This is a genomic window from Pseudescherichia vulneris, from assembly GCF_902164725.1.
In the GTDB taxonomy this organism is placed as follows: Bacteria; Pseudomonadota; Gammaproteobacteria; order Enterobacterales; family Enterobacteriaceae; genus Pseudescherichia; species Pseudescherichia vulneris.
In genome coordinates this window covers 3714158-3729273 of sequence record NZ_LR607338.1, presented here as the reverse complement: position 1 = coordinate 3729273, position 15116 = coordinate 3714158, and the positions used below count along the sequence as shown (strand labels likewise).

Annotated in this window: 13 protein-coding genes and 1 tRNA gene; 3 read left to right on the top strand and 11 right to left on the bottom strand. The window is 53.3% G+C overall.

The window, feature by feature from the left end; genetic code table 11:
- From FN633_RS15470 to FN633_RS15450, 5 genes are all read right to left on the bottom strand, one after another.
- A partial coding sequence (locus tag FN633_RS15470) for a diguanylate cyclase domain-containing protein (RefSeq protein ID WP_154058968.1) occupies positions 1-1462 on the bottom strand: 1462 nt, incomplete at its 3' end.
- Between the two features lie 17 nt (positions 1463-1479).
- On the bottom strand, positions 1480-1974 hold the full coding sequence (locus FN633_RS15465) for a putative pterin-binding protein (RefSeq protein ID WP_154058318.1): 495 nt from the start codon (positions 1972-1974) through the stop codon (positions 1480-1482).
- 276 nt (positions 1975-2250) lie between these two features.
- A tRNA-Phe gene (locus tag FN633_RS15460) sits at positions 2251-2326 on the bottom strand.
- A 129-nt stretch (positions 2327-2455) separates the two neighbouring features.
- Entirely contained in the window at positions 2456-4135 is a 1680-nt protein-coding gene (locus FN633_RS15455) for a glycoside hydrolase family 43 protein (RefSeq protein ID WP_154058317.1), read from the bottom strand.
- A gap of 56 nt (positions 4136-4191) precedes the next feature.
- Complete coding sequence (locus FN633_RS15450; RefSeq protein ID WP_154058316.1) at positions 4192-5646, bottom strand: MFS transporter; 1455 nt, start codon at positions 5644-5646, stop codon at positions 4192-4194.
- 234 nt (positions 5647-5880) lie between these two features.
- On the opposite strand from FN633_RS15450, the gene FN633_RS15445 reads away from it, so the two are divergent.
- Both FN633_RS15445 and FN633_RS15440 read left to right on the top strand, forming a co-directional pair.
- Positions 5881-6723, top strand: a complete 843-nt coding sequence (locus FN633_RS15445; RefSeq protein ID WP_154058315.1) for an AraC family transcriptional regulator — start codon at positions 5881-5883, stop codon at positions 6721-6723.
- A gap of 44 nt (positions 6724-6767) precedes the next feature.
- Positions 6768-7364, top strand: coding sequence for a LysE family translocator (locus FN633_RS15440; RefSeq protein WP_208674223.1), 597 nt, complete (start codon positions 6768-6770; stop codon positions 7362-7364).
- 2 nt (positions 7365-7366) lie between these two features.
- On the opposite strand, the gene FN633_RS15435 is transcribed toward FN633_RS15440, so the two are convergent.
- The 5 genes from FN633_RS15435 to aspA form a co-directional block, all read right to left on the bottom strand.
- Positions 7367-7942, bottom strand: coding sequence for a transcriptional regulator (locus tag FN633_RS15435; RefSeq protein WP_154058967.1), 576 nt, complete (start codon positions 7940-7942; stop codon positions 7367-7369).
- A 47-nt stretch (positions 7943-7989) separates the two neighbouring features.
- Positions 7990-9678 (bottom strand): protein-disulfide reductase DsbD, encoded by a 1689-nt coding sequence (locus tag FN633_RS15430; RefSeq protein WP_154058313.1) that lies wholly within the window; start codon positions 9676-9678, stop codon positions 7990-7992.
- Positions 9654-9977 (bottom strand): divalent cation tolerance protein CutA, encoded by a 324-nt coding sequence (cutA, locus tag FN633_RS15425; protein WP_154058312.1) that lies wholly within the window; start codon positions 9975-9977, stop codon positions 9654-9656. The genes FN633_RS15430 and cutA overlap by 25 nt, the downstream gene beginning before the upstream one ends.
- Before the next feature lie 112 nt (positions 9978-10089).
- A complete protein-coding gene (locus FN633_RS15420) occupies positions 10090-11391 on the bottom strand; it encodes an anaerobic C4-dicarboxylate transporter (protein WP_154058311.1) in 1302 nt (433 codons plus the stop codon).
- Positions 11392-11509: 118 nt separating this feature from the next.
- Positions 11510-12946 carry an aspartate ammonia-lyase gene (gene aspA / locus FN633_RS15415; protein WP_042388716.1) on the bottom strand — a complete coding sequence of 479 codons (1437 nt, stop codon included), beginning with the start codon at positions 12944-12946 and terminating at the stop codon, positions 11510-11512.
- A gap of 303 nt (positions 12947-13249) precedes the next feature.
- Between aspA and FN633_RS15410 the strand changes: the two genes are divergently transcribed.
- Positions 13250-13720 (top strand): FxsA family protein, encoded by a 471-nt coding sequence (locus FN633_RS15410; protein ID WP_154058310.1) that lies wholly within the window; start codon positions 13250-13252, stop codon positions 13718-13720.
- 37 nt (positions 13721-13757) lie between these two features.
- Here the strand turns inward: FN633_RS15410 and yjeH are convergent, their stop codons facing one another.
- Positions 13758-14999: an L-methionine/branched-chain amino acid transporter gene (gene yjeH / locus FN633_RS15405; protein WP_154058309.1), complete on the bottom strand. Its 1242-nt coding sequence runs from the start codon at positions 14997-14999 to the stop codon at positions 13758-13760.
- Between the last annotated feature and the right edge of the window lie 117 nt (positions 15000-15116).

Sequence of the window (15116 nt, the reverse complement as noted above, 5' to 3'; positions counted from 1 at the left end):
AGGGGGCTACATCAGAAATTTTAGCGGGGATCACCCAGGAAGCGGCTTCCCGGCAGGCCATTTCGAGCACTGATTTGCCCATTTCGTTAATCATTCCTGTTTTCTCAGCCACAGCAATAAAGCTGTCCGGCGACAGGAGGCCCTTCAGAGGATGTATCCAACGAATAAGGGCTTCATAGCTGTAAATTTCCCGGCTGAATGAATCAACGATAGGCTGATAGTAAACCACGAACTCTTTGTTCACTAATGCCTGTGCCATATCATGCTCAAGGGTTCGGCTTTCTTGCAGTTTTTCTAACATCCATTGCCGGAAGACTTTTATCTTACCCGCGCCTTCATTTTTGGCTTCATAAAGCGCCAGATCGGCAAATTTGTAAAGGTAGTCGGAGCGGCGTTCAGTGTCTGAGATAACAATGCCGACACTGGTGGTTATATTGATAATCGTATTATCAAGAGTGTAGGGCTGACTAACAGTATCGATTATATTTTGGGCTAGTAAAACGGCACAACTCTCCGACAGGCCACTCGAGATAAACGCAAACTCATCACCGCCTAAACGAGAAAGCGTATCGGAAATCATACCCATTGAAATCAGACGGTGTGATATCTGGTGTAATAACATATCGCCGACATCATGACCATACGTATCATTGACCTCCTTGAATCGATCTAAATCAAACAACATCACGACCACAGAACTATTGCTTTTTACTGCACTCTCGATGGTTTCATTCAAATTACCCCAGAAAAAATGGCGATTATTCATCTGTGTCAGTGAGTCATGGAAGATGTCATACTCCAACTTTGCATTCTGAGCCTGCAGTTTTTCTTTGGAGTCTTGCAGTGCATCAGCAAGGTTCTGTACCTGAAGATGCGTCTTCAGAATATTTCTTTTTTGATAAAATACCAGCACGCCCAGTATCGCACTCATTATGATTAGCAATAAAGATGTCGCTGAGTAAATGTAGTACAGAGTCTTAATTTTGAGATTGGCGTCATTAATCGAGTTGATATCTTTATCTAACGCGCCGGACGACAGACGCCCCAGTTGGGCATTAAGCGTCTGCATTTTTTTTAGGTATTCCTGGATTTCTGAGCGGTCCATTTTCTCAAGATGCACATCCAGATACTCAAGCGTCTTCTCAAGCTGTAAAGCCAGAGTATGCTGGGCTTTATTACTCTCTATGTAATCCCTCAGATCGCCTTCTTTCATTAAATCACTCTGGCTGAGCATAAGCTCGAGACGCATGCGCACATCATCCAGAGGTATCGTCTCATCGATACTGTAAAGACCCAGCAACGATTCAAAGCGGTAATATTCTGATACCATCTGTGCAGCAGACCACGACGCGGCGTAGTGAGTCAGTTTCTGTAGCTCTTGTTGCCTTTCATGAACAAGAAAGGAGATATATCCGGTAGATATAAAAAGGAAACAAATGATGCCAGCCAGAATTCTGTTCATGTTGGTCTTCTGACCCCTTACTCAATATTCATTCTACTGACCTGCCAGGCCGATCTTGAATAATAAATCTGATTGTTCAGCTCAGGCTTGCTGTCATAAGGATAAACAACAAACAATGGGCCTTTATCACGGATGCGCATATATTCTCCGTTGATTTTTAAAGCAAGGATGACATTGTGTTTCTTAAAATCACTGAGAGGGATTTCGGTGGTGTAGTCATTGAGCGCAGTGACCTTAACAACAGTACCTTTCGCCCCGACATAGTCCATGAGCTTTTGTAGTGAAATACCCGTAAAGGTAGTGCGGCCATCATACCAGGGAGAGGTCGTCTGAAAGCTGACCATACCCAGTTTCTCAAGGCTGGCGAGATCAAAAACGGCTTTGCCACCTTCATTTGTATTTTCGATATTACCAGACAGCGTTAAAAGGATTTTACCGGCAGGTCTGGAAAGTTCACCCGCCCAGACCGGTGTGCAGAGCACAAAGCTTAACAGCATAACAATTAACCGCATTCTGACCTCGTATATCAACCCGATACTAAAGAATTATAATTTAGTTACCGTGTTATTTATATATGCTCCAGATCTATTTTGAGATTAGGATTTTGCCAAGGTTTTAATGTATTAAAATCAGTGAGTTAATGGGTTTTGCTTTTTGTATCGATATAAAAGTTTATTTTTTTGTGAGCAGGCAGGGATTTCACACAAGCAATGTCCACTCGGTAACGGTCATCACGACCGCAACCCTGGAAAGCAAAAAACCCGCCATAGGCGGGTTCTTCTAAATAGTGGTGCCCGGACTCGGAATCGAACCAAGGACACGGGGATTTTCAATCCCCTGCTCTACCGACTGAGCTATCCGGGCAACGCAGCGCATTAAACCGTAGTCGCCTCCTTCCGTCAATCAAAATCAGCGAAAAGCCGTTCAACTGCTTACTATTGCGACAATCTACGTGTTTACGCCATACGTTAGCCCAGATTTTTCAAACCATAGTTAGTCAAAGCGTGATTCACTGGCTGCCCAGCTGTAGGTGTCATCGGCCATGAGGGTGTCACCAAGCTCGTGGTAATCGAAATGATAAAACTCGGCTTTGGCTGCGTAACCAGAGTAGTCAACTACCGCAAGGCCAACGAATGCCCCAGTAAAGAATCCACCATAGCTTTGGAGTACATAATCATCTGAGAGAATTGCGGCATCTAAGGTGACAGGAATTTCCGTAAAGCTTGTCCCATCCAGACTGTATTCATAAGTATAGGTTTCCTTCCGAACCTTCGTGCGGAACCAGACGTACTCGGTGTCTTCTGGGATCTTGATGGCTTTATCTTTCAGGTGCGAGGTATATTTTCCTCGGTTGTTTTCGGCTATTTCGATTACGGAGCCATTAATTTCATTCCATGTAATGAAAACAAAGCTCCAGTGACGATCGTTATAGTAATTCGTTAACCCTGCCATTTGTTGATAGGTAAAAGGATTAAATTTTACCTTTACCTGAGCATCAAAATAAAAAGCTTGCCAGCGCCGCGCAATAAGCGATAGGTCATGCGTATTGGCTAAAGAACCTTGACCTATTAATGTTAATTTTCCGCCGCCTGTTGTGCCCATTTTTTCGGTGAACGGGACGCGAAGCGTATTCCAGTTCAGATCGAGCGTCGGCGTGTCAAACTCATCATGCTGGCTGTGATCTTCTGCGCTTTCGGTATGAATGGCATCAACGGGCCCTTTGACAAAGGTTTTTCCTCCGTGACCACCTTCAATTCGTGGCCAGCCTTCCTCATCCCAATACACTTTTTGGATAGACGTTTCTCTGCCAAGGGTTGACCAACCGCGGGGATCATAGGCCGATTCACCTGCACGATTCCATGGGCGAGCGCAGAGTGAAGCGTAATACCACTCTCCTTTGGGCGTGGAAACCAGGGCACCATGACCCTGTTTTTGGATATAGCTGTCTGGGGTGTCCACGTTAGTTAAGAACACCTCTCCTGGCTGTGTCTCAAAGCTGTTGGCGTCGAGGGTTTTTGAACGTGCAACTACCTCCTGGTGAGTGAAAACGGTCCCGCCCTGAGCGGCGAAAAGGTAGTAATAGCCATTCAGTTTGTAGATATGTGGCCCCTCAACAAGTGCAACGGCAGTGCCGCGATAAAGGGTTCGTGCTGTTTCTGGCATAGGTTTTAGGGTATGGATATCCAGCTCGGTTAAGGTAATGCCGTTAAAGGGATGGTGATACTCCCGATGATCCCAGGTTTGTTGAACGATATATTTACGCCCATCTTCGTCATGGAAAAGTGAGGCGTCAAAACCTACGCCATTAAGCTTGATCGGATCTGTCCAGGGACCACGGATATCTGTTGCGGTGGACAGATAGTTAGTCATGTCTTTAAAGGCACCCTCTGTGACTTTTACATCGGTATAAACCAGCCAAAATTTACCCTCGGCATAAGAGAGGTCTGGGGCCCAAATTCCGCCTGATGAAGGATTTCCTTTCATATCTAACAGCGTGGAAGTTGATAATGGACTGGGGAGTAGATTCCAGTGCTGCAGATCTTTGGACTCATGTAAACGAACGCCAGGAAACCACTCGAACGTAGAGCTCGCAATATAGTATGTGTCTTCTACACGGATAATACTCGGGTCGGCATTAAAGCCAGGTAAGATAGGGTTTTGAATAAGTGACATAGATTTCTACCTTTTTAAGCTGCTGCTTTGTATTTGGTTTTTTTTTGTTGTTTTAATTACACGCGTATCTCATCGAGCTGACGGTTGATGTCTTTAACATTTTTGTCTGAGATGGGATAGACTTGAATGACGATCATCGAAATGAAAGCTAAAACAATGGGGATCCACACCGCTGTCATAATGATCCCGTCGATTGCATTAGCGCTTTGTTTCGCACCTGTTTCGTTAAAACCATAGGCGGCCAGCAGCCAAAGTGGGATTGCGCCACCAAGGGTAAAACCAATCTTGAAGAAGAGCCCCATAATCGCATTAATGATGGCGGCGTTGCGCTTTCCTGATTTTAATTCGCCATAAGCAATCACTTCAGGAACTAGCGCCCACATGAATCCGGTCGCTGACGTTAAGCCCCACTGTTTAATAAAGGTTGCGATGTAAGCAAGCCACAAGGCGTCATGCATCCCTTCCCGTGACCAAACGTAAGTCAGCAGTTCACCTACGATAAACATGCCAAGGAAAAGATGGAAGAAGCCTTTTTTGCCAAAAATTTTCTTGAGCCTTGGCCAGAAAACCGGGAACAGAATCCCCGGGATGGAGGCTACCAGGCCTATAGCTCCCATCCACTCTGAATGACCGACAACAAACTGATTGAAAAAGCCATTTACGGTATTCATGAAAAACATGAACGTAAAGCCCAACATGAAAAACAGTCCGAGGATAACCAGCGGTCGGTTGTATTTCAGTTCAAGAAAGAGATCGGTTGTTTTTACGTTGGCAGTCTGTTCCGCAGTCGCGACTACACGCTCTTTCGTGAACTTATAGCAGATAAAAAGTGCCACAGCACCGATTATCATATAAACAGAGTAAACGCCAAACCAGGCGTAATTGGCTGATGGGTCGGTATAGTTTCCCATGTTAAGCTCAAGCCCAAAGAAGCCGGTATCCTTGAGGCTACGATCCTTTGGTGAAGCCATTTGGACAAACATGGGGAAGAGGGTGTAGACAAGCAGATTGGCCGTGTTAGCCAACATCATTCTTGTACTGGTCAGTTTATCAATAGATTCAGGATCTCTGGTCAGTGAAGCATTAAGAGAGCCATACGGAATGTTTACCAATGAATACACCAAATCCAGCGCCAAATAAACGACAAAGGCAAAGGCAACAGAACCTCTGATACCGGGGATAGGTGTAAAAAGCAAAGCGGAGAGAATAACCAGCGGCACGCCCGCTCTTAAGAGCCAGGGGCGATACTTTCCCGCTGCTGAAATTCTTTTGTCGACATAGGTTCCTACCATTGGATCCCAAAAAACATTGATGATTCGGACGAAAAGAAATATAAACCCTGCGGTGGCTGTACCGATAGCGTTGACGGTTAACATATGCAGAGCAAGAAAGCCGCCTATTGTGCCAAAAACAAGGTTTTGCGCAAAGTCCCCCATTCCATAACCAATACGTTCCCCGCGGGTTAATATATGGTATTCATTATGGTGACTTTTTAGTATGCCTCTACTCATTTGAATCACTTCTCCGGTTTCTTATGAATGAGGGTTACTTTCTGACACAGATGGCCGCGGAGAATCTATTGCGATTTTATATTAATTAATTATGTTTTTTTGCTTCTGTGATCGTTAAAACTCTTCAGCAGGTTGCCGCAATCTCAGTGATTTTTGCTCTATGCTGCACAAATCTTCCAGACCTTTCAGGCTGAATGATTGATGCTACACTCGGGAATCATTCAGGAGGTTGATATGGCAGACTGGCTTGAGCTGCGGCAGCATGCCGATACCGGCATCGAAACCATCCGCGCGCACTTTGAGGGTCACGCCTACGATCCGCACTGGCACGATAGCTACCTGGTGGGCATCACCCTGACCGGCACTCAGCAGTTTCACTGCCGCCGCGAGCGCCATCGCAGCACGCCCGGGGACGCGTTTCTACTGGAGCCGGGCGAGATCCACGACGGCGACGCGCCGGTAGAGGGCGGCTTTACCTACCTGACGTTCTATCTCGACGACCGCTGGCTGAGCGACACCCTGCGCGGCCTGTACGATGCCACACCCTCAAGCTACTCGCTGCACTTTGACCAGACCATTGCCCGCGCTCCGCAGCTGGTGAACACCATCGCCCAGACCTTCTTCACCCTGCATAACGATGAGATGCGCATCGTGCAGCAGGGCATGATGGACGGGCTGCTGGGCCAGCTGACGCACCACTGCCAGTGGCGCAAGCGGCTCTCGGCGGAGCGTCAGAGCGCGGCCATTGCCCACCGGGCGCGGGACTATCTCTACGCGCATCGGGGAGATAACGTCGGCCTTGACGACGTGGCGCGGGAGACCGGCACCGATCGCTTCACCCTCACGCGCTGCTTTAAGCGCGAGTTCCACCTCTCGCCTCACGCCTGGCTGATCCAGCTCCGGCTGGCGAGCGCCCGCGCCATGCTGGCAAAAGGGGAGCAGCCAGCCAGCGTGGCGGCGGCGTTAGGCTTTGCCGATCAGAGCCACCTCGGGCGCTGGTTCCAGCGGGCCTATCGTCTCTCTCCGGCGCGCTACCGCAGCTTATGCACAAATCTTCCAGACGCGACAATGAAATAACGCGACAGTCAGGACAACGATAATAAGGAGTCCTGCCTGTGAATATGTTCTATACCTATCTGCCGTTTATGCTGTTTGCCTTCGTGGCGTCTATTACTCCCGGCCCCACCAATATCCTGGTGCTCTCCAGCAGCCAGCGCTTCGGCGTGAAGGCAACGCTACCTGCCGTAGTGAGCGCCTGCGTGGCGGCCAGCCTGATTGTGCTGGCCTCTGGAGCGGGGGCAGGGGAGGTGCTGCGCCAACACCCGCTGGTACGTAGCGGGATGAGCTGGGCGGGCGTGTTGTGGCTAAGCTGGATGAGCTGGCAGCTGTTTAATGCACCAGCTGCACAGTTGGAGGGGGAGGCACAGCGGCCCTTTAGCGTTCGGGCGGCAGCCATGTTGCAGCTGATTAACCCGAAAACCTGGATGATGGCGCTGGCGGTGGTGAGTCTGTTTGCGCCCAATGGGGCGCATCCGCTGCGTGAGATCGCCGTGATGGCGCTGCTGTTTCTGATAATCTCCCAGCTCTGCCTGACCGTTTGGGCGTTCTGCGGCAGAGCAGTAAACCGAATCTTTCGCACCCCCGCCTCGCTGGTGTGGTTTCAGCGGGCAATGGCGCTGTGCCTGCTGATCTCTGCGTGGGCAGGGCTGCTGCTCTGATATCAGGTCAGTGCGCCACCCATGCGGCACTGGGCAAAGCGGAGAATATCCTCTGCCAGCCGGTAGGCGGTATCGACGTCTACCTGGCTGCGATTGACCAGCATCCGGCTGAGGCAGCCCTCCAGCACCAGCTCCATCTGTTTCGCGACCATGGCCGGATCGTCGACTTCCAGCGAGGTCAGCAGTTCGTGGGTATAGGCATACGCCGCGCGCTTTTGCTGATCCGCCAACTGATGGATAGGGTGGGCCGGATCCGGATAGATAGTGCAGGCAGCAATGAACAGGCAGCCCGGATAGCGATGGTTAGTGACGCACTCGGTGAGCGCTGTGTAGCGAGCCAGCAGCTTCTGCTCTTTGCTTAACTCATCGTTTAACAGCATCTGCCTGCGCCAGGCATCAACCTGCTGGCTGAGGTGGCGCAGCGCATCGTAATGCAGCGCCTCTTTATCGGGCCAAAAGCGCAAAAACTCGTCCAATGGATAATTAAGACGTTCGGCGATAATTTCGGGCGTCGTGGCAGCAAGGCCTTCGATCTCAAGCCACTGCAATGTTTTCCCTAAGACGTCTTCACGTTGCACGGTGTTCTCCTGCGTTTTTAGAACCATTTTTCCACTCCTGGTGTAGTTTATGGCTGGCGATTGCGCAAATGTCTACTAAATGCTTCCGCGTCCATAAATCCTGCCACCCGTTGCGCAGGCTGCGCGTTGCCCTGGGCGTCAAAGAACAGAATTGTCGGCAGGCCCGGCACGCCAAGATGGCGAAGCAGGGCGGCATCCTCGGCGCTGTTGGCGGTTACGTCCGCCTGCAACAGTACCGTCTCCTTCAGCGCCGCCTGTACCTGCGGATCGCTGAAGGTGTACTTCTCAAACTCTTTACAGGCCACGCACCAGTCAGCATAGAGATCGAGCATTACCGGTTTCCCCCTGGCCTGCGCCAGGGCCTGGTTTAGCTCATCCACGCTGGCGATGCGGGTAAAGTTCAGGTGCGCCTGCGGGGCAGAGGCGCTGACGCCAAACGCCCAGTCCTGCAGCGGCTTCGCGCTGACCAGCGCCGCGCCCAGCAGGACGATCTGTAGCACACGTATTCCGCGCCGGGTACCCGTCAAACAGGTGATAAATGCCCAGCCGAAAAACGCCACGCCGAGCAGCGACCAGAGGCGCAGGCCCCACGTCTCACCCAGTATGCGCTCCAATAAAAAGACCGGCAGGGCGAGGATGGCAAAGCCAAAGGCGATTTTGACCTGCTCCATCCATGGGCCGCTTTTTGGCAGCAGACGGTTGCCGAACAGGGTAACCAGGATCAGCGGTATACCCATGCCGAGCGCGTAAAGATAGAGCGTACCACCGCCGAGCCACAGGTTACCGCTCTGGGCAATATAGAGCAGGATGGCGCTGAGCGGCGCGGTGGTGCAGGGAGAGCAGATCAGCCCGGCGATGGCCCCCATCGCAAAGACGCCGCCCGGTGATCCGCCCTGCTGGCGGTTGCTCATTAGGCTCAGGCGCGTCTGAACAGATGACGGCAGCTGGAGGGTGAACAGACCAAACATCGACAGCGCCAGCAGGGTGAAAATTACCGACAGGCCGACTAATACATAGGGATGCTGGAGCGCCGCCTGAAACTGTAGCCCGGCGGCGGCCACGACGAGGCCCAGCGCGGTGTAGGTGAGGGCCATGCCCTGCACGTAGAGCACGGTCAACAGCAGCGCGCGTCCGGTAGAGAGGCGCGATTTGCCCCCCAGCACAATGCCGGAGATGAGCGGGTACATCGGCAGCACACAGGGGGTAAAGGCGATGCCAATCCCGATCAGCAGTGCCCACAGCGCCGAGAAGGGCAGCGTGGGCGCGGCTGATGCAGGGGCGGGTTGATCCGGCAGGCTTTGCGCCAGCGGCTGCACCTCACTCAACGGTATGACTTTGGTCTCCGGCGGATAACAGAAGCCCGCCGCCGCGCAGCCCTGGTAGGTCACGGTCAGCGTCGCCGCTTGGTTGGCTGAGCGCACCGTCACCGGCAGGCTGAGCCGCTGGCGGTAAATTTCGCTGGTGCCAAAGAATTCATCTTTGTGGCTTTCGCCTTTCGGGAGCTGGAGCGGGGCGATGTCCGCCTGCACGGGCGTGACGCTGATCTGCTGGCGATAGAGGTAGTAGCCCTCTTTGATCTGCCAGTTGAGCGTCAGGTCGTGCTCATTTTGCTGAAAGTCGAAGGTAAACGCGCTATCAGCAGGAACAAATTTCCCGGCGCCGGGCGCGTCAAACAACCCGGCAAAAGTGGACGTACTGCAAAACAGCAGGATTAACGTAAGGATGCGTTGAGCCATGAGAGGTAATCATTGTCTCCATGTGCGACGGGCAGCACTAATAGTTCGGGGGTCTGATATGGATGGTGTGATTTCAGGCAGGCAAGCAGCGCCTCCTGATGCGCAGGGGTGCTTTTCAGCAGCATCTGGACTTCATACTCCTGCTCCAGCTTGCCTTCCCAGTAGTAGAGCGAGGTGGCACCGGGCAAAATCGTCACGCAGGCGGCGAGTTTATCGGCCAGCACTTTCGCCGCCAGGTCCTGGGCGGTGGCTTCATCCGGGGCAGTACAGAGCACAACGACGGCATCAGGCGTGTTCATCGGCAATCTCGTATCAGACGAAAAAAGCCACTATAGCATGCCGCTGGCGGGGGATTAATCAACCGGGCCGCCAGGCAGCCCGATTTTAACGACATTTACACCATCATGCCTGCTACAGAACAATCCCGCCAATAACGAAGCCCAGAATGACGCACAGGGCGATGGCAATCACGCCGGGGATCAGAAAAGCGTGGTTAAAGACATACTTGCCGATGCGGGTCGAGCCGGTATCGTCCATCTCTACCGCCGCCAGCAGCGTCGGGTAGGTGGGCAGCACGAACAGGGCCGATACGGCAGCGAACGAGGCGATGGCGGTCAGGGGGGTGACGCCGAGTAGCAGCGCGGCGGGCATCAGTGCTTTGGTAGTTGCCGCCTGCGAGTAGAGCAGGGTGGCGGCAAAAAAGAGTACCACCGCCAGCAGCCATGGATAGCTGTGCAGCAGGCCGCCCGCCACGCTCTGAATATCCGCAATGTGGGTCTTCACAAAGGTATCCCCGAGCCAGGCCACGCCCAGCACGCAGATACAGGCGCTCATCCCGGACTTAAAGGTGCCGGCGTTAAGTATCTCACTGGTGTCCACCTTGCAGCTCAGGCAGATCAGCGTGGCGATGGTGAGCATAAAGACCACAATCGCCTCGTTGCGCGGCAGCACCGGGTCAGTAATCAGTCCCACCGTTGGGCTGATAATGGTGGCGTAAACCATTACCGCGGCAATGCCGATCAGAAACAGCATCACCGAGCGTTTGGCGTGAGGCTTAAGCTGAAAAACCTGATTGCCGCGCAGCTTCACTTCGCCTTTAGCAAGCCGTTCCTGATAGACCGGATCGTCTTTTAGCTCTGCGCCGAGGAAGTTACACACCACAGCAGTAAGCATGATGGCGATCAGGGTGACCGGAATACAGATCGCCAGCAGCGTCAGGTAGCTGACGCCCAGCGGTTCAAGGATCCCGGCGAAAAATACCACCGCCGCTGAAATGGGCGAGGCGGTGATGGCGATCTGCGAGGCCACCACGGCGATAGAGAGCGGGCGAGAGGGGCGGATGCCCTGCTCTTTTGCTACCTCGGTGATCACCGGTAGCGTAGAGAACGCGGTGTGCCCGGTACCGGCGAGGATGGTCATAAACCAGGTCACCAGCGGGGCGAGAAAGGTGATGTACTTGGGGTGACGGCGCAGCAGGCGCTCCGCCAGGCTAACCAGGTAGTCCATCCCCCCGGCCACCTGCATCGCGGCAATCGCAGCGATCACTGCCATGATGATCTCAATAACGTCAAAAGGGATCGCACCGGGCTTAATCTGGAAAAAAAGCGTCAGGACGAGTACGCCAAGCCCACCGGCAAAGCCGATACCGATCCCGCCGAGTCTGGCACCTAAGTAAATCGCCAGCAGGACAATCACAAGTTCCGCAGCAAACATAGTTGGCTTCCTTGATGTGTTTACAAGTTGATATTGATTTGTTGAATTTTAGTAGCATCCATAAACAAAAAGGCACGTCATTGCTGACGTGCCTTTGAGGTCTTACCCGGTTGAACGGTTACTGTTCGTTCTCATCCGTATACCGTTTTGCTTTATAAGCCGGGTGCATCAGGTTTTGCGCCGAGAAGATATCATCCAGCTCCGCCTCGGTCAGCAGGCCGCGTTCAAGCACGACCTCACGCACGCTCTTGCCCGTTTCGGCACAGATTTTACCAACAATATCGCCGTTGTGGTGACCAATAAACGGGTTAAGGTAGGTCACGATGCCGATTGAGTTATAGACGTAGCTCTCGCATACCGCTTTGTTGGCGGTGATGCCGTTGATGCATTTCTCCAGCAGGTTGTAGCAGGCGTTGGTCAGAATGTGGATTGACTCAAACATCGCCTGGCCGATGACCGGCTCCATCACGTTGAGCTGCAGCTGGCCCGCTTCAGAGGCCATCGTGACCGTGATGTCGTTACCGATAACCTTAAAGCAGACCTGGTTCACCACCTCTGGCACGACCGGGTTGACCTTCGCAGGCATGATAGAGGAGCCAGCCTGCAGCTCGGGCAGGTTGATCTCATTCAGGCCAGCGCGTGGCCCGGAGGAGAGCAGGCGCAGGTCGTTACAGATTTTAGAGAGCTTGACCGCCAGGCGCTTCAGCGAACTGTGAACCATAACGTATGCGCCGCAGTCGGAGGTCGCTTCGATCAGATCTTCCGCCGCCACCACCGGCAGGTTGCTGACTTCCGCCAGCTTCTGCACCGCCAGCTGCTGATAGCCGTCCGGGGTATTCAGACGCGTGCCGATCGCCGTCGCGCCGAGGTTAACCTCCAGCAGCAGTTCGGCGGTGCGCAGCAGGTTGCGCGTCTCTTCGTTGAGCAGAACATTAAAGGCGTGGAACTCCTGGCCCAGCGTCATTGGCACCGCATCCTGCAGCTGGGTGCGGCCCATTTTCAGAATGTCTTTGAACTCAACGGCCTTGTTCTGGAACCCTTCTCCGAGCTGGTTAATGGCATCCACCAGCTTAACGATAGAGGCGTAAACCGCAATGCGGAAACCGGTCGGGTAGGCGTCGTTGGTAGACTGGCACTTGTTGACGTGATCGTTCGGGTTCAGGTACTGGTAGTCGCCTTTCTGGTGGCCCATCAGCTCAAGGCCGATGTTTGCCAGCACTTCATTGGTGTTCATATTCACGGAGGTACCCGCGCCGCCCTGATAGACGTCGACCGGGAACTGATCCATGCATTTACCGTTATTCAGGACTTCATCACATGCGGCGACGATGGCATTTGCCACGCTTTTGGGAATGGTGTGCAGCTCTTTGTTCGCCAGCGCTGCGGCTTTCTTAACCATCACCATGCCACGTACAAATTCAGGGATGTCGCTGATTTTGTTGTTGCTGATGTAGAAATTCTCAATCGCTCTCAGAGTGTGGATGCCGTAGTAAGCGTCCGCTGGTACTTCCCTTGTGCCCAACAAATCTTCTTCGATACGAATGCTGTTTAACATGTGAACCTTCTTTTTCAAGCTGCGAATGAATGTACTAAACACACAGTACATCTGGGGTTTTGTGTGTTTGCTGACCGACGATTATTTCCTTAATCGGCCACGTACCCGGGATCATATGCTGATGATAGCGAAATGCCGTAATCTGGATCACTTATTATCTTAGTCGTTGCATCAGTTTTAATAATTTGTGAAATGCATCACCGGCCAGAGATTTTCAGCCAACCTGGCGTGCAATCCTATTGAATTATGCTTATTAAGCACCATCTCAATAAGAAGCACGCCGCAAACCTACAGGAGACGCCAGTGCGCTGGATACCGCTAATTGCAATATTTTTATACGTTTACATCGAAATCTCGATTTTTATTCAGGTCGCCCATGTCTTTGGCGTCCTGCTCACGCTGGTGCTGGTGATCTTTACCTCCGTCATCGGTATGTCGCTGGTGCGTAACCAGGGCTTTAAAAATATTTTGCTGATGCAGCAGAAGATGGCCGCCGGGGAGAGTCCCGCTGCGGAGATGATTAAGAGCGTGTCGCTGATGATTGCCGGGCTGCTGCTGCTGCTGCCGGGTTTCTTTACCGATCTGCTCGGCCTGCTGCTGCTATTACCGCCGGTGCAGAAGCTGCTGACCCTGCGCCTGCTGCCGCATCTGCGTTTCTCCCGGATGCCGGGCGGCGGGTTCAGCGCTGGTAACGAGGGCGGTCAGACCTTTGATGGCGAGTACCAGCGCAAGGACGAGTATCGCGACCGTATCGATCATAAAGACGATAAATAACCGTTGGCCGGGTAAGCGCAGCGCCACCCGGCGTTATTTAATGCACGATGGCGCGCTTGGGTAAAAACCACCACAGCGCCGCCAGCATAATGATGGCGTAGAGGCTCTTCCAGCCCACCATTGCCAGCAGCAGCAGACAGAGCAGGCCACCCACCGCTGCCAGCGCCCGATAGCGCCCCTTCAGCAAACGACATCCCGCCATCATGCACAGCATATAGATGATAATGAAAATGCCGTTGGCGTAGATAATCAGCGCGTCGAGGTTAATCTTCAGCACATAGATGACCAGCGTGCTGATAACGCAGCAGATGAGTACCGCATTCAGGGCATTAAACGGAATCTGGCGTTTTGAGAGCTGTGCCAGGCGTCCCTGTGGGTTGTACATCGCCTGAGACCAGACCAGACGGGCGAAGCTCTGAATGTAGATATTAAGGCTGGCGAAGCAGGCCAGATAGCCAATCACACAGGCGATCCACAGCGCCTTCTCACCAAACAGCTGCACCACGATCCCCGGCAGCGAGGCCGCAGCAGCACGATCGGCGCTATATGCGTCAAAGTGCAGCACAATCACCGTGCAGGCCCAGTAGACGAAGCCAGCCAGCAGCAGACCAATCATCAGCGCGCGGGGGAAGTCCCGCTCCGGACGCTTGAATTCAGAGGCCAGGTGGGCAAACGCTTCCAGACCCACGAAGCACCAGAACATCACCGACAGGGCAGCAAACAGGCCCGACGCCTCGACGTCCTGCGGGGCAGGGAAGGGGATCTCAGCGATCGTAAGATCGCCATACCACCACACGGCGGCGATCAGCGCCACGATCAGCCCGGCGACAAGGGTTTGCAGGTTAGCGCTGGAGCTGGCCCCCCGCGTTCCCACCGCCCACACCAGCAGCAGCGTGCCCAGCTCCGCCATCAGCAGCAGCGGGCCGTGCCAGCCAAACAGCGCCTGCCAGAAGCCAGCGGCAATGTGCAGCGCGGCGGGCAGTCCCACCGGGATCACCGACAGAAACAGCCAGCCCGTGACGCGTTCCAGACGCGGACCAAACGCCATGCCGACAAAATGGGCCACGCCACCCGCGCTGGGAAAGTGTCGCCCGAGCAGGGCGAAGACAATCGCAATGGGGAAAACCAGGACGATCAGCACCGGCCACGCCCACAGACTATTGTTGCCCGCCACCAGCGCCGCCAGTGCAGGCACGGCAAATACGCCAGTCCCTAACAGTGAGGTTGATAACAGCCCCACCCCCTGAGCCAGTCCCAGCTCCTGTTTTAAGCCACTCATCTATTATTATCCTGCCCCTGTCCAAAGAGCGATGATGGTAACACTTTCACAAATTTTTTTTCGTTGGCCCCTTGAAGGGTGAAAAGGCCATCCCCATCTCTCTCGTCACCAGCCGGG